Source organism: Streptomyces sp. NBC_00252 (assembly GCF_036187565.1).
Taxonomy (GTDB): Bacteria; Actinomycetota; Actinomycetes; order Streptomycetales; family Streptomycetaceae; genus Streptomyces.
Map to the genome: position 1 here is coordinate 1,947,267 of NZ_CP108087.1, position 25,871 is coordinate 1,973,137.

At 70.2% G+C, this 25,871-nt stretch carries 17 protein-coding genes; 4 read left to right on the forward strand and 13 right to left on the reverse strand.

All coding sequences use genetic code 11. The features are described from left to right. Positions 1-3: 3 nt before the first annotated feature. Positions 4-1,560: an ABC transporter substrate-binding protein gene (locus OHT77_RS08510; RefSeq protein WP_328827463.1), complete on the reverse strand. Its 1,557-nt coding sequence runs from the start codon at positions 1,558-1,560 to the stop codon at positions 4-6. 5 nt (positions 1,561-1,565) lie between these two features. Continuing rightward, the gene (locus OHT77_RS08515) at positions 1,566-2,102 is read right to left on the reverse strand and encodes a GNAT family N-acetyltransferase (protein WP_328827464.1); all 537 of its coding nucleotides are present in this window, start codon (positions 2,100-2,102) and stop codon (positions 1,566-1,568) included. A 156-nt stretch (positions 2,103-2,258) separates the two neighbouring features. Between OHT77_RS08515 and OHT77_RS08520 the strand changes: the two genes are divergently transcribed. From OHT77_RS08520 to OHT77_RS08530, 3 genes are all read left to right on the forward strand, one after another. Next, a complete protein-coding gene (locus OHT77_RS08520) occupies positions 2,259-3,206 on the forward strand; it encodes an ATP-binding protein (RefSeq protein WP_328827466.1) in 948 nt (315 codons plus the stop codon). A 54-nt stretch (positions 3,207-3,260) separates the two neighbouring features. Continuing rightward, positions 3,261-3,653, forward strand: coding sequence for an SCO5389 family protein (locus OHT77_RS08525; protein WP_328827467.1), 393 nt, complete (start codon positions 3,261-3,263; stop codon positions 3,651-3,653). Between the two features lie 334 nt (positions 3,654-3,987). Next, a complete protein-coding gene (locus OHT77_RS08530; RefSeq protein ID WP_328827469.1) occupies positions 3,988-7,182 on the forward strand; it encodes a type ISP restriction/modification enzyme in 3,195 nt (1,064 codons plus the stop codon). A 14-nt stretch (positions 7,183-7,196) separates the two neighbouring features. Here OHT77_RS08530 and OHT77_RS08535 read toward each other — a convergent pair whose 3' ends face one another. The 6 genes from OHT77_RS08535 to OHT77_RS08560 all read right to left on the reverse strand — a co-directional run bounded on the left by OHT77_RS08535 (position 7,197) and on the right by OHT77_RS08560 (position 14,375). Then, the gene (locus OHT77_RS08535) at positions 7,197-7,598 is read right to left on the reverse strand and encodes a hypothetical protein (RefSeq protein ID WP_328827470.1); all 402 of its coding nucleotides are present in this window, start codon (positions 7,596-7,598) and stop codon (positions 7,197-7,199) included. A gap of 151 nt (positions 7,599-7,749) precedes the next feature. Then, positions 7,750-9,624: a discoidin domain-containing protein gene (locus OHT77_RS08540; RefSeq protein WP_328827472.1), complete on the reverse strand. Its 1,875-nt coding sequence runs from the start codon at positions 9,622-9,624 to the stop codon at positions 7,750-7,752. Between the two features lie 172 nt (positions 9,625-9,796). Next, positions 9,797-11,155 carry a GH1 family beta-glucosidase gene (locus OHT77_RS08545; RefSeq protein WP_328827473.1) on the reverse strand — a complete coding sequence of 453 codons (1,359 nt, stop codon included), beginning with the start codon at positions 11,153-11,155 and terminating at the stop codon, positions 9,797-9,799. Positions 11,156-11,193: 38 nt separating this feature from the next. Continuing rightward, complete coding sequence (locus tag OHT77_RS08550; RefSeq protein WP_266774173.1) at positions 11,194-12,063, reverse strand: carbohydrate ABC transporter permease; 870 nt, start codon at positions 12,061-12,063, stop codon at positions 11,194-11,196. Further along, positions 12,056-13,051, reverse strand: a complete 996-nt coding sequence (locus OHT77_RS08555) for a carbohydrate ABC transporter permease (protein ID WP_266774172.1) — start codon at positions 13,049-13,051, stop codon at positions 12,056-12,058. The genes OHT77_RS08550 and OHT77_RS08555 overlap by 8 nt, the downstream gene beginning before the upstream one ends. A gap of 7 nt (positions 13,052-13,058) precedes the next feature. Continuing rightward, positions 13,059-14,375 carry an ABC transporter substrate-binding protein gene (locus tag OHT77_RS08560; RefSeq protein WP_328827475.1) on the reverse strand — a complete coding sequence of 439 codons (1,317 nt, stop codon included), beginning with the start codon at positions 14,373-14,375 and terminating at the stop codon, positions 13,059-13,061. Positions 14,376-14,585: 210 nt separating this feature from the next. Between OHT77_RS08560 and OHT77_RS08565 the strand changes: the two genes are divergently transcribed. Continuing rightward, positions 14,586-16,361, forward strand: coding sequence for a coagulation factor 5/8 type domain-containing protein (locus OHT77_RS08565; RefSeq protein ID WP_328827477.1), 1,776 nt, complete (start codon positions 14,586-14,588; stop codon positions 16,359-16,361). 87 nt (positions 16,362-16,448) lie between these two features. Here the strand turns inward: OHT77_RS08565 and fusA are convergent, their stop codons facing one another. The 5 genes from fusA to OHT77_RS08590 all read right to left on the reverse strand — a co-directional run bounded on the left by fusA (position 16,449) and on the right by OHT77_RS08590 (position 25,808). Then, complete coding sequence (gene fusA / locus OHT77_RS08570) at positions 16,449-18,503, reverse strand: elongation factor G (protein ID WP_328827479.1); 2,055 nt, start codon at positions 18,501-18,503, stop codon at positions 16,449-16,451. A 269-nt stretch (positions 18,504-18,772) separates the two neighbouring features. After that, positions 18,773-19,624 (reverse strand): NlpC/P60 family protein, encoded by an 852-nt coding sequence (locus OHT77_RS08575; protein ID WP_328827480.1) that lies wholly within the window; start codon positions 19,622-19,624, stop codon positions 18,773-18,775. A 155-nt stretch (positions 19,625-19,779) separates the two neighbouring features. Next, the gene (locus OHT77_RS08580; RefSeq protein ID WP_443047956.1) at positions 19,780-23,646 is read right to left on the reverse strand and encodes an nSTAND1 domain-containing NTPase; all 3,867 of its coding nucleotides are present in this window, start codon (positions 23,644-23,646) and stop codon (positions 19,780-19,782) included. Between the two features lie 153 nt (positions 23,647-23,799). Next, the gene (locus OHT77_RS08585) at positions 23,800-24,492 is read right to left on the reverse strand and encodes a response regulator transcription factor (RefSeq protein ID WP_328827481.1); all 693 of its coding nucleotides are present in this window, start codon (positions 24,490-24,492) and stop codon (positions 23,800-23,802) included. Continuing rightward, entirely contained in the window at positions 24,489-25,808 is a 1,320-nt protein-coding gene (locus OHT77_RS08590; protein WP_328827482.1) for a sensor histidine kinase, read from the reverse strand. Before OHT77_RS08590 ends, OHT77_RS08585 begins: the two co-directional genes overlap by 4 nt. Positions 25,809-25,871 lie beyond the last annotated feature (63 nt).

Below are 25,871 nucleotides of genomic sequence, written 5' to 3' on the forward strand. Positions count from 1 at the left end.
GGTTCAGCGCCGCGTTCCGGGGCCGACGAGGGTGCGCTCGTACGGGTCGAGGAGCACGCCCTCGACGGACGAACCGACGCCGGTCACGACCCGTTGGTGCACGAGCGGCACGACGGCGTCGGCGCCCAGGATCTCGGCCTCGGCCACCATCGCCGCGTTCTGCCGTGCGGAGGTGTCGGCGGTGCCCTCGGCCTTCGCGACGGCACGGTCGACGTCCGTGTCGCACAGCAGGGCGAGGTTGTATCCGCCGTCGCAGGTGTAGTCGCTGGCGAGCACGGCCACCGGATCCCCCGTGTCCACCAGCGTGTTGCGGGCGACGACGAACGCGTCGAACTTTCCGGCCAGCGCGTCGCTCTCGATCCGCGAGTACTCGCGCACCTCCAACTCGACCTTGAATCCGGCCTGTTCGAGCTGCTGCTTCAACACCTGCGCAACTTCGGGGAGTTCGGGCCGGTTGTCGTACGTCGCGACAGTGACGGTCCGCCCGCCGGCCACTACGGCCTTCGCCCGCCCGACCGGTTGCTCACGCTTGCCCGCGGCCCAGGTGACGGCGGGGCCGTAGATACCCGCACCGGCGTCGGCATGCCCCTCGTAGACACCCTTGGCGAGTGCGGAGGTGTCGACGGCCGCGCGGGCGGCGGCCCGGAGCCTGGGGTCCTTGAACACGCCTGTCCTCGTGTTGAGTTGAAGGCTCGTGGTGCGGGTGGTGGCGGTCTCGCGACGGGTGCCCGCGTCGAGGGTGGCGGCCTGCGCGACGGGTATCGCCTCGGCGATGTCGACCTGCCCGGTGCGCAGCGCGTTGGTGCGGGCGGTGCCGTCCGCGATGAACCGTGCGTCGATTCCGGGCGCTTGGGCGAGACCGCCCCAGTAGTCGTCGAAGCGGTCGAGGGTGGCGGCCGTGGAACCGGTGACCTTGGTCAACTCGAAGGGACCGGTGCCGGTGCCGACCGGATCGACGCGCCCGTTCGCCTCGTACGCCTTCGGGGAGAGCACGGCGAGGGCAGGTCCGGCCAGCCTCAACGGGAGTACCGGGTCGGGTGAGTTGGTGGTGATGCGCAGGCGGTCGGCGCCCGCGGACTCGGCGGTGAGGGTGACGCCGGACAGCGCGGCGGGCGCGGGCTTCGCCTCGGTGGCATGCGCGAGGGCGGCGGCCACCCGGCCCGGGGTGACATCGGTGCCGTCCTGGAACGTCGCCTCGCGCAGGGTGAACAGCCAACTCCGGTCACTCTCCCGCTGCCAGGACCGGGCCAGCGCGGGCGCGGCGGAACCGTTGGCGTCCAGCGAGGTCAGCCCCTCGGTGACCCCGAGACGACTGAGGATCGTGGCGTCGGCGCCGTACGGGGAGAGACTCTCGGCGGGCGGAAACGCGAGCGCCACCCGCAACCGCGAACCGGACGTCGCACCCCCGGCACCTTCCCCGGCTTCCTCACCGGCAGAGGCGAAACAGCCAGTAAGCACCGGAGCGAGCACGAGGGCGAGAAGCAGCCGAGACCGCCGCACAGGCCCAACAGGCGCCCGGAGAGCACTACTTGCCCTGACGTTCACACGTCGAAATCGCATCGCGGTCATCGCCCCATCGCCAGTTCGAAGTGCACGATCCCCTGCCCGCCCCCGGGATCGTCGCGCTCGTCGTGCACGACCTTCCCGAGCGACCGCCAGAACGCCTCCGCGCCGGGCACGGCGGGATCGGTGTGCAGATATACGGCGCGGTAGCCGCCGTCGGCCGCGGCGAACGCGAGGAGGTCGGCGACGAGGTGCCGGGCGAGGCCGCGACGGCGGTGCGCGGGGCGGACGTAGACGCGGCGCAGCTGTGCGGTCTCGCCGGAGGGGTAGCGCGCGGCGAGTTCGCGGGGGTTCGGCGGGTGGACCGGTCCACGGGCATCGAGGGCGGCGGTCGCCACGACCGCGCCGTCGGCGGGGTCGAGCGCCACGAGCAGGGTGTGGCGAGCGGGGTCGAGATAGGCGGCGGCCGGGTCGATGATGTCGCCGTGCCAGCGGGGCACGTAGCCGGTCCGGAAGTCGCGGTAGACGGTGTCGAGCATCACGGCACGCGCACCGTCGATATCGTCCGGGCCTGCCGCCCTGATGCAGTAGTCAAGCACTTGCACATCATATGCATTAAGACTCCCAGGCCTTGATCACCCTTGAATCACCCCCGGATCGCCCTTGATCCACTGGATTTGACAGCCTCGCGGCCACCCCCTAAAACCTAGCCACATGACATTCATTTTCAAAACTGCGATCGCGGCGGACCGGTAGTGCGCGTCGCGTTCGTCGGCAAGGGCGGCAGCGGAAAGACCACGCTGTCGGCGCTCTTCGCCCGCCACGTGAACCGTTCCGGCGCCCCCGTGCTCGCCATCGACGGCGACATCAACCAGCACCTGGCCGAGGCCCTGTCCCCCCAGACGGAACCGGCCGTCGCCCCACCCCTGGCCGCCCACCTCACGGACCTGAAGGACTTCCTGCGCGGCACCAACCCGCGCATCGCCTCCCCCGAGGCCATGATCAAGACCACACCACCGGGGCGCGGCTCACGCCTTCTGCGCCTGCTCGGCGACGACGAGGTGCACGCCCGCCATGTGGGCCGGGCGGGTGATGTTCCGCTGATGGTGACGGGCGCGTTCGAGGAGAGCGACCTCGGGGTGGCCTGCTACCACTCCAAACTCGGCGCGGTGGAGCTGTACTTGAACCACCTCGTCGACACCCCCGGCGAATACGTCGTGGTCGACATGACAGCAGGCGCCGACGCCTTTGCCTCCGGCCTGTTCACCCGCTTCGACATCACGTTCCTGGTGGCCGAACCCACCCGCAAGGGCGTCTCCGTCTACCGCCAGTACCGCGACCACGCCCGGGAGTTCGGCATCCGCCTCGCGGTGATCGGCAACAAGATCACCGGCGAGGACGACCTCCTCTTCCTCAAGGAGGAAGTGGGCGACGACCTCCTGACCCACCTGGTCCAGTCCCCCTGGGTCCGCGCCGCCGAACAGGGCCGCGCACAGGGCGAGTTGGAGCCACACAACCACCACGCCCTGACGGTCATCCGCGAGGAGATCGACACCCACCCCCGCGACTGGCCGACCCTCCACCGCCACGCGGTCGAGTTCCACCTACGCAACGCCCAGGCCTGGGCGGACAAGGCAACGGGCCTGAACCTGTCGGCCCAGGTGGACCCGGACTACGTACCGGGCCGGACACCACACCCCTGACACCAACCCACTCCGCACCCCCACCCCCACCTACCGGACAGGACACCTCATCTCATGTCTCTCGACGTCTCCCCGAATCTCCTCGCCGAGGCCGAACACGGTGACATCCGCGAGGCGGACTTCGTGGACACGGTCCGCACGTCCCTCCCGTACGCGTACAACCTCATCGCGAGCCTCGCCACCGACCTCACCGACAGCGCAAGCGACTTCACCGACAACCAGACCCCGCCCCCGTCCGAACAGGAACGCGGCCAACTCCTCCGCGCCCTGGCCAGCGACGCGATCCGCGGCAGCCTGGAACGCCACTTCGGCGTAGCCCTCGCTTTCCAGAACTGCCACCGGGTGGCGGCGTTCCGGCCGGGGGCGCTGGGCGGCGAGACGTATGCGCGGTTCACGTCGGTGCGGGCCCAAGTACTCAATCAGTCACCGGAGTTCAGGGACTGCTGACACGTCAGCCTCCCGCCGGTCCGTCTACTCGACCCACACGGCATCGAGCAGACGGACCGGATTCCCGGGGGCCCAGCGGGCAACTCTCGGCCCGGGGGATGGACATGGCGGATACGGTCCGTCACGATCAGTCAGGCGCAGCGCATTTGGCGCACCGACTTGCATGTGGCATGCCCCGGATCCAGTCGACCCGGGGCGATTCTCATTCGGGGGGAACATGCCTGATGACGAGTACGGCTGGTTACACAGCGCCGTGGCGGTTTTCGGTCGGGAGTGCCGACGGAAACTGTCCGGCGGAGGCGGCCAGGAGTCGGCCATACGTGCTCCACTCGAGGTGTTGCTGAAGACCGTGGGCGAGCGTCACCAGTTCCACGATGTGACCTGGCACGACGAATATCGCCTGCCCGATTTGGGAGTACGTCCCGACTACGCGGTGCGGGCGAACAACGACATCACGGGCTACATCGAACTGAAGAGACCCGGGCTGTCCGTGGACCCGGAGACGTTTTCCCGGCACAACCGCGAGCAGTGGGAGAAGCTCCGGGATCTGCCCAATCTCCTCTATTCGAACGGGACCGAGTGGCGATTGTTCCGCCACGGCGAACAGGTCGGGGACCCCGTCTTCTTCCGCGGAGCGCTCAGCAGCGCCGGCGAAAAGCTCGCTGTCGACAACCCCACCGCGTTCGACGCCCTGCTGAAACAGTTCCTGCGCTGGAGCCCTCCACGGATCGCGCAGGTATCGCGCCTCGTGCAGCACATCGCACCGCTGTGCCGACTGCTGCGTGCCACTGTCGTGGAGCAACTCGGCTTCGAGGCACGGTCTTCGGCACCCGACGACGACATACGGGCCCGCCCGTTCACCGGACTCAGGAACGACTGGCGGCGGCTGCTCTTCCCGACCGCCGACGATGCGACCTTCGCCGACGGATACGCCCAGAGCATCACCTTCGCGCTCCTGTTGGCCCACACCGAGGGCATCGAGCTGGAGCTCAACTCCTTCCACGAGATCGGCCGTCGTCTCGACGCCGACCACGCCCTCATCGGCAAAGCACTCCAACTGCTCACGGACAACATCAACGAACGCTTCACCGTCACCCTCGACCTGTTGACCCGCAGTATCGCCAAGGTGGACTGGGAGGTCATTCGATCAGGCAACCGCGACGCGTACCTCCACCTCTACGAGCACTTCCTCACGGTCTACGACCCGGCGCTGCGCCAGCAGAGCGGCTCCTATTACACGCCTCACGAGATCGTGGAGGAGATGGTCCGCCTCACCGAGGATGTCGTCCGTACCCGACTCGGCCAGGAGGACGGATTCGGCGCGGACGAGGTGAAGATCATCGACCCCGCCATGGGAACCGGCACCTTCCTCCACACCGTCATCGAGCGGGTCGCCGAGCAGGCGACCCGCCGTCACGGGCAGGCGATGGCCCGCGACGCCATCTCCCGGCTCGCCACCAGGCTGTTCGGGTTCGAGCTCCAGATGGGTCCCTTCGCGGTCGCCGAACTCCGTGCGTCCGACCTGCTCAAACGGTACGGGGCACCCCTTCCACGGAGCGGCCTGAGCTTCTTCGTCACGGACACCCTGGACAACCCGTTCGTGGAGGAGGAGTACCTGGCCTCCACCTACGACGCTCTCGCCGACTCCCGCCGACGGGCCAACCGCATCAAGGCGCGCACACCCGTGACCGCAGTGGTCACCAACCCTCCCTACGACGACAGGGCGGAGGACCGTGGCGGCTGGGTGGAGAAGCGCCCGGCCGGCCAGGAACCACCGCTTCTCGACGCCTTCCGATACCCGGGCAACGGGCGCTACGAGCACGTGCTCAAGAACATGTACGTGTACTTCTGGCGGTGGGCGACCTGGAAGGTCTTCGACGCCCACCCAGAGGACCGGCACGGCGTGGTCTGCCTGATCACCCCGTCGGGATGGGCCACAGGACCCGGCGGTCGAGGTATGCGGGACTATCTGCGGCGTACTTGCGACGAAGGGTGGATCATCAACCTTTCGCCCGAGGGGCTGCGGGCCCCGGTGCCGAACCGGGTCTTCCCGGGAGTCGCCCAGCCCCTCGCGATCCACATCTTCATCCGCAGGGCGGACGCGGCACGTGGACCGAGGCATCAGGCCCTCGTCCACTACCGCGAGGTGACAGGGCGACGAGCCGACAAGTTCCGCCAGATCAAGGACGTCCGCCTCGACGACGACGGATGGCGCGACACCCATGCGGAGAGCCCTCGCCCGTTCACACCGGCCACGCACTCGGGTTGGGACGCGTTCCCGGAACTGACCGACCTGTTTCCCTGGGGCAGCCCCGGTTCGAAGGCGAACCGCTCCTGGGTCAGCTCCCCGTCCGCCGAGACCCTACGGCGCCGATGGGCCCGGATGGTCCGGGAAACCGACCCCGCGGAGAAGGCCAGACTGTTCAAGGAGACGCGCGACCGGACGCTGACGGACAGAAGGGACCCCTTGCCGGGCCGTACCTGTTCGGCGCTACCCATGGGGCAGGAGACTGTCACCACTCCGGAAGTCGTACGCATCGCGCAGCGCAGCTTCGACCGCCAGTACCTCATCGCCGACAATCGAGTCCTCGACTACCCTCGGCCCGATCTGTGGGCGGCCGTCCAGTCCGGGCAGATCTTCCTCAACCAGCAGTCGTCCCACGCCATCGACTCCGGGCCGGCGGTGGTGGCGACTCATCTGCTCCCCGACACACACCACTTCAACGGCCGTGGCGGCCGGGTTCTGCCGATTCTCCATCCGGACGGCTCCGGGAACACTCCCGCCGGGCTCTTGCCGTACCTCGCCCGCGTGCTCGACGTGGAACGGGTCACTGTCCAGGACCTCGCGGCGTACACGGTTGCCGTAGCCGGGCACAGGGGTTTCACCGAGCATTTCACCGAGGAACTGCTCACCCCGGGAGTACGTCTCCCCCTCACTCGGGAGCGGGAGCTGTGGGAGCGGGCCGTCTCGCTCGGCCGCGCGGTGCTCTGGGCCTCCACGTACGGAGAGTGCGGTGCGGCTCCGTCGCCCGTGCGGCCCCGGAATGTCGAGTTCGCGCCTGGGGATGAGCGACAGGTGAAGTATCTGAGCCACATCGGTGAGGACCTCCCCGCCAGGATGCGCTACGACGCCGAGGCCCAGACCCTGTACGTCGGCAGGGCAGCCTTCGCGCCGGTACCCGAGGCCGTCTGGAGTTATGACGTCGGCGGTATGGGTGTTGTGAACAAGTGGTTCGGCTACCGCAAGGCCTCTCCCACCAGCAAGAAGACCAGTCCGCTGGACGACATCCATGTCGAGAGCTGGCCGGAGGAGTGGACGACCGAACTGATCGAGCTGCTCTCGGCTCTGCGCCGTCTCACCGATCTGGCGCCTGCGCAGGGCGAGTTGCTCTCCGACATTCTTGCCGGCGAGGTGGTGAGCGTCGCCGATCTGACCACGGCCGGAGTTCTACCCGTCCCGCCGGGAGCGCGGAAGGCCCGGCACCACCAGGAAGACACCCTGTTCGCACCGGGATCCGGACTTGCCTGACGTCCGGGCGTCAGTCAGTCTCCCTCGGCCGCTTCGGCGAGCGCCTCTCCGAGCGAGATGCTTCCCTGCGCCAGCTGTCGAACCGTACGGGCCAGCCGAGGAGCCGTATCCTCCAGCGCGTCGGCGAGCCGGGCCACGGCTGCAAGTCGTTCCTCGGCGGCCTCTTGACCGGCTCGGTGATGCACGGCCGAGCCCAGAGCGGTCAGGGCCACAGTGCGGCCCTCCCTCACGACGAGCCCGAGGAAGACCAGCTCCGGGATCTCGGACCGAGCCTCCTCCGGATCCAAATCCCTTACGAACCACTCCTGTTGGGATGCCTCGTCGTTCGCGGGGTCCGGCAAGGATCGGAGCGACGCTTCAGCCAGGATCCGGTACTGGGAACTGGTCAGCTCGAAATGCGGAAGCGGCATGGTCACATGCCTAGCACACCGCCCACCCGGACTCTCCGCAGCCGCGCGGTCCGCACCAAATCAGCCTCGGCCAGGGGCATTTGGCTCACCCGTCCGGCATCACCCCGTCACGGCGGCGAACAGACCGGCCCGGGTCGGCGCCCGGGCCGGCCCCCTGTCACCGCTTCTGCTCCACCCGAACCCAATCCACCTCAGCCTGCACTCCCCCGCCGGCCACCTTGTCCACGCTCGACTGGGGCAGACCCCAGTACGGAGTCGTCGCCTGGTTCCAGCCGGCGGGGTACGCGCCGCCGAGGGCGAGGTTGAGGATGACGTACTGGTTGTGGTCGAAGACCCAGGCGCCGCGGGTGGATTCGAGTTTGTTGCGGGTGGTCTCCTGGACGAGGCTGTCGTCGACGTAGAAGCGCATCGCGGTCGGGGTCCATTCGACGGCATAGGTGTGCCACTGGTCGGCGGTGCCGCCGTTGGGGTAGGTCTGGCGGGCGCCGATGTTGCCGTCGGCGGAGTAGCCGGGGCCGTGGAGGGCCGTGCTGGTCCAGGTCGGGTAGCCGATGTTCTCCATGATGTCGGTCTCGCCGGAGGCGGGCCAGGAGACGGACGGGTCGTCGACGTTGCTGCCGAGCAGCCAGAAGGCGGGCCAGAAGCCGTCGCCGACCGGCAGCTTCATCCGCGCGCTGACCCTGCCGTAGGTGAAGTCGTAGTGCGTGTGGGTGTCTATGCGGCCGGAGGTGAAGTCGTAGGTGCCGCCGCCTGCCTGGGTGCAGCCCTTGCAGTACTTCGCCGCGAGGATCAACTCACCGTTCTGGGTACGGACGTTGTTCGTGGAGTCGACGTACGCCTGGGACTCGCCGTTGACGGAGCCCATCTCGGTGCCGGTCCTGACCACCCGCCACTTGGAACGGTCCAGCGCGGCGGACGTGAAGTCGTCGAAGAACGTCGTCTGGTACGTGCCCGACTGGTCGCCGGGGAGCGCGGGGTAGGCCGCCGCCGCGCTGCCGCCGGTGCCCCAGACCTGGAACTCGTAGAGGGAGTAACCGAATTGGGCCGTGGAGGGGGCCGGGTTGTAGAAGGAGCGGCGTTCCTTGCCGAGCATGCGGACGTAACGGCCGGTGGCCGCCTGGGGCAGGGTCACCGTGTCGTGGCGGCCCGTGGCGTCGGCGGGTGCCTGGACGTTGGCGCGGCGGGCGGCGATGTCGGCGGCCGAGGGTTCGTAGACCGTGCGCCAGGTGGAGTTGTCGTCCGAGACCTGGAGCAGGTAGTCGACGGCGTAGGCCGATTCCCAGTAGAGGTCGACCGTGGAGATCGTCGAGGTCGCGCCCAGGTCGACCGAGACCCAGCGGTCGGCGTTCCAGTCGCTCGACCAGCGGCTCGCGTCGTCCTTGAGGTTGGCGGGCCAGCCGCCGTCGGTGACGTACGCCGGTGAATTGCCGTTGTGCTGGTAGTAGTTGGAGTACGCCGGGTGGTTCAGGGCGAGGTTGGTGCGGGTGGTGGACGCGGGGGCCGGTTCGCCGCCGTAGACCTTGAAGGAGTAGAGCGAGTAGCCGTAGGGCGTGGCACGTTCCAGGCCGCGCAGGCGGACGTAGCGGCCCGTCACCTCCTGCGGGTACGTGCTCGTGGTGACCGAGCCGCCGGTGCCCGCGGTCTCCGTGTAGAACGGAGTCCAGTCGGTGCCGTTCTTGGAGATCTCCAGGACGTATCTCTTGCCGTAGGCCGCTTCCCAGTCGAGGGTGACGCGGTCGACGCGGAGGGTGGTGCCGAGGTCGAGGCGGATCCAGGCGTCGTCGGCGAAATTGCTGGACCAGCGGGTCGCGCCGTTGCCGTCGAAGGCGAGGCCGGGGGCGGTGCCGGCGTTCTCGCTGCCGGAGGCGGTGACGGCGGCCGGGTTCGCGGCGTAGGCGCCGGCCGCGCGGTCGGTGTCCCATGTCGCGGCGGCCGCGGCCTGCGGGGCGGGGGCGGCGAGGGCGGGGCCCGTGGACAGCAGGGCCGCGGTGGTGAGCGTGGCGAGTGCGGTGAGCAGGGTGCGGGACGGCATGCGGGTCTCCTTGAAGGAGGTGGCGAAAGGAGCGTTGGACGTACCGATCTTGTTGACGTGCGCATGACACACTTGGGGCTGGCGGAAGCGAAGGGGACTGCTGGGACGAGAGAGCTGGTGGTGCCCCGGTGGGTGCGGGCTCCCCCGCCCGCGCCCACCGGGACGGTCTCGGTCAGGCCGCGCGCTGCGCCCGGCTGCGGTGGTCGCGGATGATGTCCGCGTACCGGTGGCCGGAGCCCTTGATCGTGCGGACCTGGGTGTCGTAGTCGACGTGGACCAGTCCGAACCGCTTGTCGTAGCCGTACGCCCACTCGAAGTTGTCGAGCAGCGACCACGCGAAGTAGCCCGCCAGCGGGGCGCCCTTGCGGGCCGCCGAGGCGCACGCGGCGAGGTGCTGGACCAGGTAGTCCTGGCGCTCGGGGTCGTCGACGGTGCCGTCGGGGCGTACGACGTCGGGGAACGAGGAGCCGTTCTCGGTGACGTAGATCCGGCGGGGGCCGTACTCCTCGGTGAGGCGGAGCAGCAGGGTCTCGATGCCGGAGGCGTCGATCTCCCAGTCCATGCCGGTGCGCGGGACGCCGAGGCGGCGCACGGCGCGGGTGTAGGGGGCGGGGCCGTCGGGGTCGTCGGCGACGGTCGCCGGGAAGTAGTAGTTCAGGCCGAGCCAGTCCAGCGGGGCGGCGATGGTCGCCAAGTCGCCCGGCTTTTCCGGGAGTTCGACGCCGTACGTCTCGACCATGTCGGCCGGGAAGCCGCGGCCGTGGGTCGGGTCGAGCCACCAGCGGTTGACGTGGCCGTCCTGCCGGCGGGCCGCCCGGACGTCCTCGTCGCGGTCGGAGGCCGGGTACACCGTGGAGAGGTTGTTGACGATGCCGACCTGGGCGTCGGGGGCCGCGGCGCGGATCGCCTGCGCGGCCAGGCCGTGGCCCAGCAGCAGGTGGTACGAGGCGCGGACGGCGGCCGTCAGATCGGTCCAGCCCGGGGCCATCTTGCCTTCGAGGTGGCCTATCCAGGCCGAGCAGGACGGCTCGTTGAGGGTGGTCCAGTGGGTGACGCGGTCGCCGAGGCGTTCGGCCACGACCGAGGCGTACGCGGCGAAGTGCTCGGCCGTCTCGCGCTCGGGCCAGCCGCCGCGGTCCTGGAGTGCCTGGGGCAGGTCCCAGTGGTAGAGGGTGACGGAGGGGGTGATGCCCGCCTCCAGGAGGCCGTCCACCAACTCGTCGTAGAACGCGAGGCCCTTGGGGTTGACCGGGCCGTCGCCGCCGGGGAGCACCCGGGGCCAGGCGACGGACAACCGGTAGGCGTTGGCGCCGAGTTGGCGCATCAGGCCGATGTCCTCGCGCCAGCGGTGGTAGTGGTCGCAGGCGACGTCGCCGTTGTCGTCGTTCGCGATCTTTCCGGGGGTGTGCGAGAAGGTGTCCCAGATCGACGGCGAACGCCCGTCCTCGGTGACGGCTCCCTCGATCTGGTACGCCGCGGTGGCCGTGCCCCACAGGAAGTCGTGCGGGAGTGCGGCGAAATCGATGGTCACTGAAGTTCCTTCACAGTCAGCTGAGTTGGTCGGGTCGGTCACTTGACGGCGCCCGCCGTCAGCCCGGCGACGAGATAGCGCTGCAGCAGCAGGAAGCCGGCGACCACGGGCACGCTGACGACCAGCGAGGCGGCCATGATCTGGTTCCAGTACACGTCGTTGAGCGTGGAGTAGCCCTGGAGTCCGACGGCGAGTGTGCGGGTCGAGTCGTTCGTCATGACGGAGGCGAAGAGGACTTCTCCCCACGCGGTCATGAAGGCGTACACGGCGACCGCGACGATGCCGGGGATCGCTGCGGGGACGACGACGCGCAGCAGCGCGCCGAGCGGTCCGCAGCCGTCGACCAGCGCGGCTTCGTCCAAGTCCCTTGGCACGGAGTCGAAGTAGCCGATCAGCATCCAGATGGAGAAGGGGAGCGAGAAGGTGAGATACGTCAGGATCAGGCCGCCGCGCGAGCCGAACAGGGCGATGCCCGTCGCGTTGCCGATGTTGACGTAGAGGAGGAACAGCGGGAGGAGGAACAGGATGCCCGGGAACATCTGGGTGGACAGGACGGTGACGGTGAAGACGCGCTTGCCGCGGAACTCGTAGCGGCTGACGCCGTACGCGGCGAAGACCGCGATGACCACCGAGCAGAGCGTGGCCGAGACGGACACGATCAGCGAGTTCATGAAGTACTTCGCGAGCGGGACCGTCGACCAGATGTCGATGTACGGGCGGATCGTGAGACCGCTCGGCAGCCAGCGGAACTTGCCCGTGACGTCCGAGAGCGGTTTCAGGGAGCTGGAGAGCATGACGTACACCGGCACCAGGACGAAGCCGGCGAGCAGGGTGAGGAAGATCCGCCGCGACCAGAGGAAGGAGCGGGGCGGCGCCATCGGCGACCTGGAGAGCGAGGAGCTAGCCATTGGCCGCCTTCCTTCCGCGTGAGGTGACCACCAGGTACACGCCGGTGACGACGAGCAGGAACAGCAGCAGCAGGACCGACATCGCCGAGCCGGTGCCGAAGTTCCAGGTCACGAACGAGGCTTGGTAGATGTGCACCGAGATGAGGTCCGCGGCCTCGGGTGCCGACCTGCCGAACAGGACGTACGGCGTGTTGAAGTCGTTGAACGTCCACAGGAACAGGACGAGGACAAGGACCTGGTTGACCGGGCGCAGCGACGGCAGGGTGATGCGGCGGATCTGCTGCAGCATGCCCGCGCCGTCGATGGACGCGGCCTCGTACAGCTCCCTGGGGATGTTCTGCAGACCGGCCATGACGATGAGGAACGCGAACGGCCAGCCCTTCCACACGTGCACGATGAGCAGCGCGTAGAAGCTGTTGTCGCCGATCAGCCAGAACGACGGCTTGCTGGTGATGTGCAGCTGGTCGTGCAGGACGTGGTTCACCAGGCCGTTGTCGTGCTGGAACATGAAGACCCAGGTGATGACGGCCGCGTAGACCGGCAGCGCGTACGGGATGAGGAAGAGCGCTCTCAAGAAGCCCCGGCCGCGGAAGTTGTCCTGCATGTAGATCGCGGTGACCGTGCCGAGCAGCCAGCAGAAGGCGACCGACAGCAGGGTGAAGACCACGGTGACGAAGAAGGAGTGCAGCAGCGCCTTGCCCACGGGGGCGCTGAAGTCCACCGAGACCTTGTAGTTGTCGAAGCCCGACCAGGGCGCGGTGCCCCAGTCACGGATGTAGAACTGCGTCAGCTCCTTGAAGCTCATGACGATGCCGATGACCATCGGCACCAGGTGGACCAGGAGTTCGAGGATCAGCGCGGGCAGGAGAAGCAGGTACGGCAGTCCGATGCGGCGGATCCGGTCGGTACGGCGGCGGCGCGGGCCGGGGGCCGCCGTGGCGGAAGTGTCCTTCCGCACGGCGGCCTCCGGGGTGACAGTGCTCGTCACAGTCGACTCACTTCGCCGGCATCTGCTGCTGGGCCTTCTGGAGCTCCGCCTTGACGGACGCGGTGGTGACCGCCCGTCCCGCGGCGACGTCGGCGAACAGGTCCTTGACGGCCGTGCCCACCGCCGTCTCGAACTGGGACTCGTCGGCGACCTGCGGGAGCGCGGCGGCGCTCTTGGCGAGGGTGTCCTTCAGGACGGCGTTCGCCGGGGTGTTGAACGCGGTGTCCTCCTGCGCGGTCTTCACCGGCGGGATGGAGCTGTACGCCGTGTTGAGGATCTTCTGCTCGGCGTCGCTCGTCATGAACTTCACGAACTTGGTGGAACCGTCGAGGTTGTTCGAGTTCTTGAAGACGGCCAGGTTGATGCCGGCCACCATCGAGTTGGTCTGCGCGCCGGTCCCCGGGGTGCCGGACTGCACGGGGATCGGGGCGATGCCGTACGAACTCTCGCTCATGCCCTGGGACTTGAGGTTCGCGGACGCCGACTGCCACATCAGCATCGCCGTCTTGCCCTTGGCGAAGTCGCTGACGGACTGGTTCTGCGCGTACTCGGCGTTGCCGACCGGGATGACCTTGTCCTTGGCCATCAGGTCGACGTACTGCTTCACGGCCGCCACGATGCCGTCGTTGGTGAAGTCCGGCTTGCCATCGGCGGTGAAGAACTCGGCGCCGTGCTGCTTGGCGAAGACGAAGGCGTGGTGGATGTTCTCGGAGACGTTGGCGCCCTCGGCGCCGATGACCTGCTTGCCCTTCGCCTGGATCTTCTTCCCGTCGGCGACCAGCTCGTCCCAGGTGGCGGGCGGTTGGGAGATGCCGGCGTCGGCGAAGATCTGCTTGTTGTAGTAGAGCGCGTACGCCATCGAGTACAGCGGGACGGCGGCCGGGTCCTTGCCGGTGGCGCCGGTGGAGCCGAGCGCGGAGTCGACGAAGCGGTCCTTGCCGCCGATCTTCGCGAAGTTGGCCGTGTTCCACGGCAGGAAGGCGCCGGTGGCCTGGAGGGAGGCGCTCCACGTGTTGCCGATGTTCAGGACGTCGGGGCCCTGTCCTGACGTGGTGGCGGTGAGGATGCGGTTGAGGAGGTCGGACCAGGGCACGACCTCCAGCTTCACCGTGATGCCGGTCTGCTTCTTGAACTTGTCGAGTTCGGGCTGCAGGACCTTCTTGTCGATGGCGATGCTGGCGCCCTGGTTGGAGGCCCAGTAGGTGAGCGTCTTGGGTGAGTCGTTGGATCCCCCACCCGTGGACGAACCGCCTCCGCAGGCCGTGGCCGCTAGGGCGAGTGACATGGTGACGGCGCCTACGGCCGCGGCTCGGATGCTGCGCATACTCCGGGTGTCCCTTCAGGGAATGCACTCACGACTTAATTTAGGACGTGAGTTAAACCTCGGAAGCCAGACGCGTCAAGAGTTTGGACGCCACTCGTCGAACTCGGTCGTAGCTCTTGACGACCGCGTTCACGGGCCTGAAGCATTCCCCCGCGAGAGAGCGCTCCCATCCCCACCCGCGTTCATTTCATGAACAAGGAGAGCCGCCATATGTCCTCAGTTCCCCGCAGAGCCGTCCTCGGTGCCGCCGCCGCGGCGTCCGCCCTGGCCGCGCTGCCGACGACCGCCTCCGCCGCTTCCGCCGCCCCCGCGACCCCCACCGCTGTGGCCCCGCGCGCGCTGCCCGGCGGCGGCGACCTCGGCCCGAACGTCATCGTCTTCGACCCGTCGACGTCGGGCATCCAGGCGAGGCTGGACCAGATCTTCGCCCAGCAGGAGACGGCCCAGTTCGGCACCGGCCGCTACGCCGTCTTCTTCAAGCCCGGCACCTACTCCGGGCTCAACGCCCAACTCGGCTTCTACACCTCGATCGCGGGTCTCGGGCTCTCCCCCGACGACACCACGATCAACGGTGACGTCACGGTCGACGCCGGCTGGTTCAACGGCAACGCCACCCAGAACTTCTGGCGTTCGGCCGAGAACCTCGCGCTGGTCCCCGTGAGCGGCACGAACAGGTGGGCCGTGGCTCAGGCGGCCCCGTTCCGCCGGATGCACGTGCGCGGAAACCTCAACCTCGCCCCGAACGGCTATGGTTGGGCCTCCGGCGGCTACATCGCCGACAGCCGGATCGACGGCCAGGTGCAGCCGTACTCGCAGCAGCAGTGGTACACCCGGGACAGCGCGATCGGCGGCTGGCTCAACGGCGTCTGGAACATGGTCTTCTCCGGCGTCCAGGGTGCTCCGGCGCAGGGCTTCCCGAACCCGGTGTACACCACCCTCGGCACCACCCCGGTCTCCCGCGAGAAGCCCTTCCTGTACCTGAACGGCTCCGAGTACCGCGTCTTCCTCCCGGAGAAGCGGACCAACGCGAGCGGGGTGACCTGGGGCAACGGCACCCCGCGCGGCACCTCGCTGTCGCTGTCGCAGTTCTACGTCGCGAAGCCGGGCGTCACGGCCGCGACCCTCAACCAGGCGCTCACGCAGGGACTTCACCTCCTGCTGACCCCGGGCATCTACCACCTGAACCAGCCGATCCAGGTGAACCGCGCCAACACCGTGGTCCTGGGCCTGGGTTACGCGACTCTGGTCCCTGACAACGGAGTCACGGCCGTGAAGACCGCCGACGTAGACGGCGTACGCCTCGCGGGCTTCCTGATCGACGCGGGCACGGTCAACTCGACCACCCTGCTGGAAGTCGGTCCCGCCGGGACGACGACGGACCACTCCGCCAACCCGACCACCGTGCAGGACGTCTTCGTCCGCATCGGCGGCGCGGGCGCGGGCAAGGCGACCACCAGCATGGTCATCAACAACCGGCACACCATCGTCGACCACACCTGGCTGTGGCGCGCCGACCACGGCTCGGGCATCGGCTGGGACACCAACCGGGCCGACTACGGCCTCGTCGTCAACGGCGCGGACGTGCTGGCCACCGGCCTGTTCGTGGAGCACTTCAACAAGTACGACGTGCAGTGGAACGGCGAGCGCGGGCGCACGATCTTCTTCCAGAACGAGAAGGCGTACGACGCGCCCAACCAGGCCGCGATCCAGAACGGTTCGGTCAAGGGCTACGCCGCCTACAAGGTCGCCGACAACGTGACCGTGCACGAGGGCTGGGGTCTGGGCAGCTACTGCTACTACAACGTCAACCCGTCGATCGTGCAGCACAACGGCTTCGCGGCGCCGAACCGTTCGGGCGTGAAGTTCCACGACCTGCTGGTCGTCTCGCTCGGCGGCCAGGGCCAGTACGAACACGTCATCAACGAGACGGGCGCGCCGACCTCGGGCACGTCGACCGTGCCGTCCACGGTGGTCTCGTACCCCTGAGACTCCGGGAGTCCCTGAGACCCCCGGAGCCCTGAGTACGTGGCGGGTGCGGGCCGAAGCTCCCCCTTCGGTCCGCACCCGCCACCGTCACCGGACGGTCACCGCTCCCGGTGCGGGCGCGTAGCCCGTCGGCCGGGCGGTGAACGTGCCCCGGCCCTGCGTCCGGCTCCTCAACCGCGTCGCGTAGCCGAAGAGTTCGGCCAGCGGCACGGTCGCCGTGACGGTCGCCGAACCCGTCCGGGCCGTCGAGCCGGTGACCCTGCCGCGCCGGGCGGCGAGATCGCCGAGCACTCCGCCGACCGCGTCCTCGGGCACGGTGACGGTGACCTCGACGACCGGTTCGAGCAGCACCGTCGTACAGGCGCGCAGGGCTTCCCGCAGGCCCAGGCGGCCCGCTGTGCGGAACGCCTGCTCGGAGGAGTCCTTCACATGGGTCGCCCCGTCGGTCAGCGTCACGCGCAGCCCGGTCACCGGGAAGCCGCCGATCGGCCCCTCGGTGAGGGCGTCACGGCATCCGGCCTCCACCGAGCGGACGTACTCCTGCGGCACCCGCCCGCCGACGACCGCCGACCGGAACTCGAAACCGGGCCCGTCCAGCGGTTCGACATCGAGCACGATGTGCGCGAACTGCCCTGCTCCGCCGTCCTGTTTGACGTGCCGGAAGACCATCCCGGACACCCCGCGCACGACGGTTTCGCGGTAAGCCACCCTGGGGCGGCCGACGTTGACCTCCACACCGGTGGCCCGGCGGATCTTCTCCACCGCGACCTCCAGGTGCAGTTCGCCCATGCCGGACAGGACCGTCTGCCCGGTCTCGCCGTCCGTGCGCACGGTCAACGACGGGTCCTCCTCGGCCAGTCGGGCCAGCGCCGAGGTCAGCCGGTCGGTGTCGGTGCTCCTGCGGGCCTCGACCGCCACCGAGACCACCGGGTCGGCGACCGTGGGCGGTTCGAGGACGAGCGGGGCGTCCGGCGCGCACAGAGTCGAGCCCGCGCGGGCCGACTTGAGTCCGATCACCGCGACGATGTCCCCGGCGACCGCACGGTCCAGCCGCTCGTGCCGGTCGGCCTGCACCCGCAGGATGCGCCCGATCCGCTCGGTGCGCCGCGCGCCCGGGTCCCACACCGTGTCCCCCTTCTCGATCGTGCCCGAATAGATCCGCAGATACGTCAGCCGCCCGGTCGCGGTCGCGCTCACCTTGAACGCCAGTGCCGCGAACGGCAGTTGCGGATCGGCCGCCCGCTCCTGCTCACCGCCGTCGTACGTGCCCCGCACCGCCGGTACGTCCGACGGTGACGGCAGATACGCGACCACGGCGTCCAGCAGCGGTTCGATGCCGCGGTTGCGGTAGGCCGAGCCGCACAGCACGACGACGCCCTCGCTAGTGCGGGTGAGGTCGCGCAGGGCGGTCCTCAACGTCTCGGCGGACAGGGCCGATCCGTCGTAGAACTCCTCCAGCGCGCCCTGATGCAGTTCCGCGACCGCCTCCTCCAGCAGCCGTCTGCGCCTGCGGGCCTCCTCCAACAGGCCCTCCGGCACCGGGAGTTCCTCCGCCGTGTCGTCGCCGTCGGTCCACACGAGGGCCCGCATCCGCAGCAGGTCGACGACACCCGTGAAGCCGGCCTCCGTGCCGATCGGCAGCTGTACCACCAGCGGCGCCGGATGGAGCCGCTCGCGGATGGAGGCGACGGCCGTGTCGAGGTCGGCGCCCGTGCGGTCCAGCTTGTTGACGAAGGCGATGCGCGGGACGCCGTACCGGTCGGCCTGGCGCCACACCGACTCGCTCTGCGGCTCGACGCCCGCGACCGCGTCGAACACCGCGATCGCGCCGTCGAGCACCCGCAGGGACCGCTCCACCTCGTCGGCGAAGTCGACGTGGCCCGGGGTGTCGATCAGGTTGATGCGGTGACCGTCCCAGGCGCAGGTGACGGCCGCGGCGAAGATGGTGATGCCACGGTCGCGCTCCTGGGGGTCGAAGTCGGTGACGGTGGTGCCGTCGTGGACCTCACCGCGCTTGTGGGTGCTGCCGGTGAGGTAGAGGAACCGCTCGGTGACGGTGGTCTTGCCGGCGTCGACGTGGGCGAGGATGCCCAGGTTGCGGACGGCGGAGAGCGGTGTGGTGAGAGGGAGTTCGGTGCGCACGGCCCGTGGCCTTTCGAAAGTGATTCCGTGCAGGGCAGCGCGATTCCCGTGCGGAGCAGGGCAATTGACAATACGTCAGAAGGCTGTCACGTCACGGGTGTCCGGTACCGGCCGCGCGGCGGGCACCGGAGGGCCGAGGACACGAGGATCACCTCGTACCGGGAGCGGGGAGCGACGGCAGCGGTGATGTGACACACGGCCGGGCTCCCCTCACTCGTCAACGGATGTGGCGAGTGTAGGGAAGCCCGGGGTGCGGAGCACGGTATTTATCAGGTGGTGCAGGTGGGGACGCCGTCCAGCCAGGCCGGACCCTGGATGTAGATGTTGGTCATCCAGGCCTTGTAGTCGGGCAGGTAGGCCCAGGCGTCGTTGGTGTAGCCGTCGGAGGTGACGGTCTCGGCGTGCTTCTGGCACTCGACGCGGATGCTGGTCGGGCCGGGGAAGGCGTAGACGCGCGTGGCGCTGACGGAGGGTGCGGTCTTCGTCCAGACGCCGGTGCCCCAGGTCCGGAAGACATGGCCGGTGACCGCGCCGGTGTTGACGCGGACGGCCCCGAAGTAGTCGCCGCCCAGGCGCACATCACTGACCATCAGATGCGTGCCGGACTGCCTGGCCTCGACCATCTTGCCCGCGCCGAGGTAGATCGCGATGTGGTGCAGGTCCGCCGAGTTGCCGTAGGCGAGCAGGTCGCCGGGGAGCAGCGGGGCGAGGCCCTGGGCCGCGGTGAAGCGGGCGGCGGCGCGGGTGGTGTAGTACTGCTGGCTCGCGTCGCCGTTGAGGATGTCGGAGCCGGCGGCCTGCGCGTAGGCGTAGCGCACCAGGCCCGAGCAGTCGAAGCCGAGCCGCTCGGGGTCCTGGTTGCTGGCCGGGTCGGTGGGGTCGACCTGGCCGTAGGTGGCGCCGGGCTGTGCGCCGTGGCCGCCGCCCCACGTGTACCAGGTGCCCGCGTCGACCTGGGCGCAGGCCGCGGCGATGGCGCTCTGGGCGGCAGCCGAGGCGCCGGGTGCGAGGACACCGCAGCCGCCGGCCGGTGCGGCCGGGGCCGCGACGGCCGAGGGTGCCCAGAGGACGAGGGCGAGTAGTCCGATGAGTGTGCCGATGATTCCGGTCCGCCGGAGCATGCCGGGACCCCCGATTTCTGTGGTCCGTAAGTGGTCGTGCACCAGCCTGCCGATCTCGGCCCGGCCGGTCGAGGACCCGGGGTCACCCCACCCCGAAGGGCAACGGGAAACCCTTGGGAAACCCCCTCCCACCAGCGGGAGTCGGCCATTGCCTGTCAGGGCTTCACGCACGCGGGGGTGAGGGACACCGGCAGCCCCGGCATCAGCGTCCTGCGCTCCTGGGGACCGATCGCCTTGCGCAGCCGGCAGATTCGGGTGAGCTGGGCGGCCGGGTCGAGGTCCCACAGGCGTACGGTCCCGTCGTTGCTGCTGCTCGCGAGGGTCCGCCCGCCGGGGGCGAACGCGACGCCCCACACCGCGTTCGTGTGCCCGGTGAGGGTGGCCCAGGGCCGCCGCCCGGCCACGTCCCAGAGCCGTACCGTACGGTCGCTGCCGCTGCTCGCGAGGAGCGTGCCGTCCGGGGAGAAGGCGAGGCCGCGCACGGAGCCGGTGTGGCCGGTGAGGGAGGCCTCGAAGCGGCGGTGGCGGACGTCCCACAGGCGGACGGTGCCGTCGTTGCCGCTGCTCGCGAGGGTGCGGCCGTCCGGGCTGAAGGCCACGCCCCGCACCGCGCCGGTGTGGCCGGTGAGGGTCGCGAGCAGGCGGTGGGTCGCGGTGTCCCACAGGCGGACGGTCAGATCGTCGCCCGCGCTGGCGAGGGTGCGGCCGTCGGGGCTGAACGTGACATCGTTGGCGGAGTCCGTATGGCCGTCGAGGACGGCGAGTTGACGGCGGCCGGCGACGTCCCAGAGGCGGACCGTGCGGTCGGCGCCGGCCGAGGCGAGGGTGCTGCCGTCGGGCGCGAACGCGACCGAGAACACGTCGCCGGTGTGGCCGGTGAGGGTCGCGAGCGCGCGGTGCGAGCGGACGTCCCACAGCCGGATGGTGCCGTCCGAGCCCGCCGACGCGAGGGTCCGCCCGTCCGGTGAGAAGGCCACCGAGAACACGCTCTCGCGATGGCCGGTGAACGTGGTCACGAGCCGGCGCCGGGTCGCGTCCCACAGTCGTACGGTGTGGTCGGCGTCGGCGGTCGCGAGGAGTTTCCCGTCCGGGCTGTAGGCGGACTGCGAGACCTCGGTGAAGGGACGGGCCGTCAGCACCGGGCCGCGCAGGTCCCACAGCACCACCGACTGGTCGAAGCCGCCGGTGGCGAGGGTCGTCCCGGTGGAGTCCACGGCCACGGACATCACGTAGTCGGTGTGCCCGGCGAGGACCGCGACCGGCCGGCCCGTCCGCACGTCCCACAGCCGGGTCGTGCCGTCACCCCCTGCGCTGACGACCGTCGTGCCGTCGGGGGTGAAGGTGACCGCGTTGACGTCGTCGCTGTGCCCGGTCAGTGTCGCCGTGGACCGGTGCGAGGCCACGTCCCACAGGCGTACGGTCCGGTCGACGCCTCCGGAGGCCACGCTCCGCCCGTCCGGCGCGAACGCCACCCCGAGCACTTCGTCGGTGTGCCCCTTGAGCACGGCGAGCGGCCGTCCCCGGCCGGTGTCCCACAGGCGTACGGTCCGGTCGGAGCCGCCCGACGCCAGGGTCCGGCCGTCCGGGGCGTAGGACAGCGTGTTGACCCGGCCGGTGTGCCCGACGAGCCGCACCGCGGTGGGGTGATCGCCGTCGAGGCCCCAGAGTTGGACCGTTCCGTCGACCGCGGCGACCGCGAGGGTACGGCCGCGCGGGTCGAAGGCGAGGGCGCGGGCGCCGGTGGTCGCCGCGGGCAGCAGGGTCCGCAGCCGGTGGTCGGTGGTGCCCCAGATCCGGACCGGCCCGTCCGAGGAGGTCGCCGCGAGGGTCGATCCGTCGGGGCTGAAGGCGACCGAGCGGACCCGTCCGGGCACGGGGAGCGTGGCGGTCGTCCGGCGGTCGGCGGTACGGCGCAGTTGTACGGCGCCGTAGGAACCGCCGGTCGCGAGGAGGCGGCCGTCGGGTGTGAAGGCGACGGCGTTGACCGGCCCGTGCCGGCCGACGAGGCGGGCGGCGAACGCCTGGGCCTGGGTGCTCAGCAGGGCGCCGCGGGCCTCGGGGGTGCGGTCGGCGCGGTAGGCCTCCTCGGCGAGCAGCATCGAGGCCTCCGGCTGGCCGCCGGCCAGGGAGGTGGACTGCACGGCGAGGGCCTGGGAGCGGGCGACCCGCTCCTGGTCGAGGGCGCTCGCGCGTTGCTGGTAGGCGAGGGCGCCGGCGGTGACCGCGAGTCCGAGGAGGACGGCGAGGGTCGCGAACAGGGCCTGGCGTAAACGGATCTGACGTCTCGCCAGCTGCTGGCGGGCGTCCTCCTCGGCCTGGCTGGCCTTGAGGAAGGCCTCCTCGCGGGGGCCGAGGCGGCTGCGGCCGTCGAGGTCGTCGGCCCAGGAGCGGACGGTGTCGAGGCGGGTGCCGCGGTAGAGGGCGGACGGATCGTGGTCCTCACGCTCCCATTCGGCGGCGGCGTGGGCGAGTTGCTGGTGGATGAGGAGTCCGGCACGGTCGGCGTGGATCCAGTCGCGCAGCCGGGGCCAGGCGTGCAGCAGCGCCTCGTGGGTGATCTCGACGGTGTCCTGGTCCACGGTGATGAGGCGGGCCCGGACGAAGACGTCGAGGGCGGCCGAGGCGGCGTCCGCGTCGGCGAGCTGTTCCATCAGAGCGCTGCGGCTTGCGCGGCGGCGGGTCGCGGCGGTGCCCTCGTCCGAGACGTGGACGAGGCGGGACAACACCCGCCGGATGGTGCGCTGTTCGGCCGGATACAGCTGGGCGAACACGGTCTCGGCGGTGCGGGCGATGGCGCCCTGGATGCCGCCGGTGCGCTCGTACCCGGCGACGGTGAGGGTGGTGTCCTCGCGCTGCTGCCAGGTGGCGAGGAGGGCGTGCGAGACGAGGGGCAGGGCGCCGGACGGGGTGGTGTCGGCGGTGGCGGTGTGCGGTCCGGTGCCGGGTTCGTCGCGCAGGCCGGCGTCGCGCAGGAGGAGGGGGACCAGGCCGGGTTCGAGGGTGACGCCGGCGAGTTCGGCGGGGCGGGTGATGGACTCGCGCAGCTCCGCCACGGACATGGGCAGCAGGACGAACAGTCCGTCGGTGAACACCGGTGCCAGTTCGGGGAGTTCGAGGCAGCGGCCGGTGAAGTCGGCGCGTACGCCGAGCACGACGACGGCGGGGTCGGGGCCGCCGGTGGACAGCGCGCGCAGCACCCGGACGAAGGCCCGTCTCTCGCTCTCGTCGGAGCAGAGGGTGAAGAGTTCCTCGAACTGGTCGACCAGCAGCACCGGCCGGACCGGCGGCGGGCGGCGCCCGTCGGGGCCGGGCGGGGCGCCTTCGGAGCGGGAGCGGACCGCCTCCAGCAGGGCCTCGGGGCGGTCGGTCAACTCCTGTGCGCTGAGGTGGAGATCGCTGCCGAGGGCCTTCGCCGTCCGTTCGAGGAGTTCGTCCAGCGGATGGACGGTGGGGGTCAGCGCGACCACCGGCCAGCGCTCGGCGCCGGGCATCGGGAAGCCGCCGGGGCGCCGCAGTGCCGGGACGAGCCCGGCGTTCAGGAGCGAGGACTTGCCGGCGCCGGACGGGGCGACCAGTAACAGCGGTCCGCCGCCGACGCGTTGGAAGACCCGCTCGACGAGCGCGGCCGTGGACCTCTCCCGCCCGAAGAACCAGGCCGCGTCCTGCGGGGTGAAGGCGGACAGTCCGCGATACGGACAGGCGGGCGCGGCGGTGTCGGTGGCCGCACCGGTGCCGCGCTCGGCCGGTCCCGCCTCCCGCACCAGGCGGAGCAACGCGCCGTCGGCGCGCAGAATGTGGTCGCACTGGCGGGCGACGTCGACGGTGGCCCGCTTGACGCCGGTCTCGATCTTGCTGAGATAGCCCTTGCTGTAGTGCGTCTGACGTGCGAGATCGGCCAGCGACAGTCCGCGCTCCCGGCGCAGCCGTCTCAGCTGTGCGGGAAAGGATGTCGTGGCCTGTGCGGTGCCTGCCGGTTGGTCGGACCGGTCGGCGCCCACGTGGTCGTACTGCTGATCCCCCAAGGCGTCCCCCTGGCATGGCCTGTCCGGATCGTGAGACGGCGGATGCCCAGGTTACTGCGGGGGTCGGACTCGGAGACAGGACTTTCACCCGGAGTGGCGAAAACGGGACTGCCGGGACCGGTGGGGGGGCGGTCCCCGGTGGGCCCGACCGGCTCACTGGTCGGGCACGTTGGGGCGGGCCAGGCCCAAGTCGTAGGCCAGGATCACCGCCTGGATGCGGTCGCGGGCGCCGACCTTCGCGAGGACGCGGCCCACGTGGGTCTTGACGGTGGACTCGGAGAGGAAGAGGCGTTCGGCGATCTCGCCGTTGGTCCAGCCCTGGCCGATGGCGACGAGGATCTCGCGTTCGCGTTCGGTGAGGGAGCGGATGCGGGGGTCGTCCGTCGCGGGCAGGGTCGCGGGTCCCTGCGGTGAACTCCTCGGCAGGTGCTGGGCGTAGGCGTCGAGCAGGCGGCGGGTGAGCGCGGGCGCGATGACCGCGTCGCCGGAGGCCACCGCGCGGATGCCGGCGAGGAGTTCCTCGGGGTGGGCGTCCTTGAGGAGGAAACCGCTGGCTCCCGCGCGCAGTGCCTCGTGGGCGTACTCGTCGAGGTCGAAGGTGGTCAGGATGAGGACACGGGAGCGGTCTCCGGCGGCGACGACCCGGCGGGTGGCCTCGATGCCGTCCATGCCGGGCATCCGTACGTCCATCAGGATCACGTCGGGGCGCAGTTCGGCGGCCATCCGCACCGCCTCGCCGCCGTGGCCCGCCTCGCCGACCACCTCGGTGTCGGGGGTGGCCTCCAACAGCATGCGGAAACCGAGGCGTTGGAGCGGCTGGTCGTCCACGATGAGCACGGTCGTCATGCCGCTCCCCCGGTCGTCCCGGTGAGCGGGGTGGTGTCGAGGGTGGCCCGTACCGTCCAGCCGCCGCCCGGGGCGGGGCCCGCGGTGACGGTGCCGTGGTACAGCGCGGCGCGTTCTCTCATGCCGGCGAGTCCGTGTCCTTCGTCGTGGCTCGGTGCGGGTCCGCTGGTGGCGCTGCCCGGGCCGGTGTCGTGGCAGTCGATGTGCACCCTCGACTCCTCGACGTTCACGGCGAGTTCGACGCGGGTGTCGTGGCCGGCGTGCTTGAGGGCGTTGGTGAGGGCCTCCTGCACGATGCGGTACACGGTGAGCTGGACCCCCCGGTCGAGGGCGGCGGGCTCACCGCCGGTGCGGTACACGACCTGCGGACCGGCCGCGCGGATGCGGGCGCACAGGGCGTCGAGGTCGGCGACGCCCGGCTGCGGGCTGAGTTCGGGGGCGTCCGGCGCGGGGGTCTGCACGCGCAGCACGCCCAGCATGCGCCGGAGTTCACCGAGCGCCTGGCGGCCGGTGTCGCCGATGAGGAGCAGTGCCTGCTTGCCGCGCTCGGGGGCGAGGTCGGTGGCGTAGGCGCCGCCGTCGGCGAGGGTGATGATGACGGAGAGGTTGTGCCCGATGATGTCGTGCATCTCCCGTGCCACACGGGTGCGTTCGGCGGCGGCGGCGAGTCGGCTGCGCTGGTCGCGCTCGATCTCCAGCCGGGCGGCGCGGTCGCGCAGTACGGCGAGCTGGGCGCGCCGGATGCGGACGACGAAGCCGAGCGCGACCGCCGCCGTGATGGTGCTGAACAGGACGAACAGCGCGTCCAGAACCGGCACTTGGGACGGCAGCCGCAGCGCGAACAGCCCCAGCGCGGTGAGGGTGACGGCGCAGGCGACGGGCAGCCGCTTCAGCTGGCCATGCAGGACGAGACTGTAGAGGGAGATCAGCAGGGCGACGTCGGCACGCAGCCAGACGCCCAGCCCGGCCTGGACGAAGAACACCGCGGCGATCAGCGCGAAGGCCAGGGTCGGTCTGCGGCGCCGCCACAGCAGCGGCAGCACCAGGCCGGCCTGGAGGGCGACGGTCGCGGGCCAGGGCAGATGGATGAAGCTGTTGTCGAAGCCGCGCCGTCTGCCGTCGTCGTCGTCCACCAGGTCCGGCAGGCAGAACATCAGTGCCACCACGACCACCAGGGCCGTGTCCAGCATCCAGGGGTGGCGCCGGTCGCCCTGCTTGACCCGGCGGCCGAGCCGGGACAGTCCGCCGGCCAGGGGGTGGTTCCACGGGAGGTCGGTCTCCGCGGACAGCCCTTGGGCGGGATCGTCGAGGCTCATCGGTGTCACTGGTCCGGGTTCATCGAGGTCACCTGTTCATTGTGGGGCCGGGTGCGAGACGTT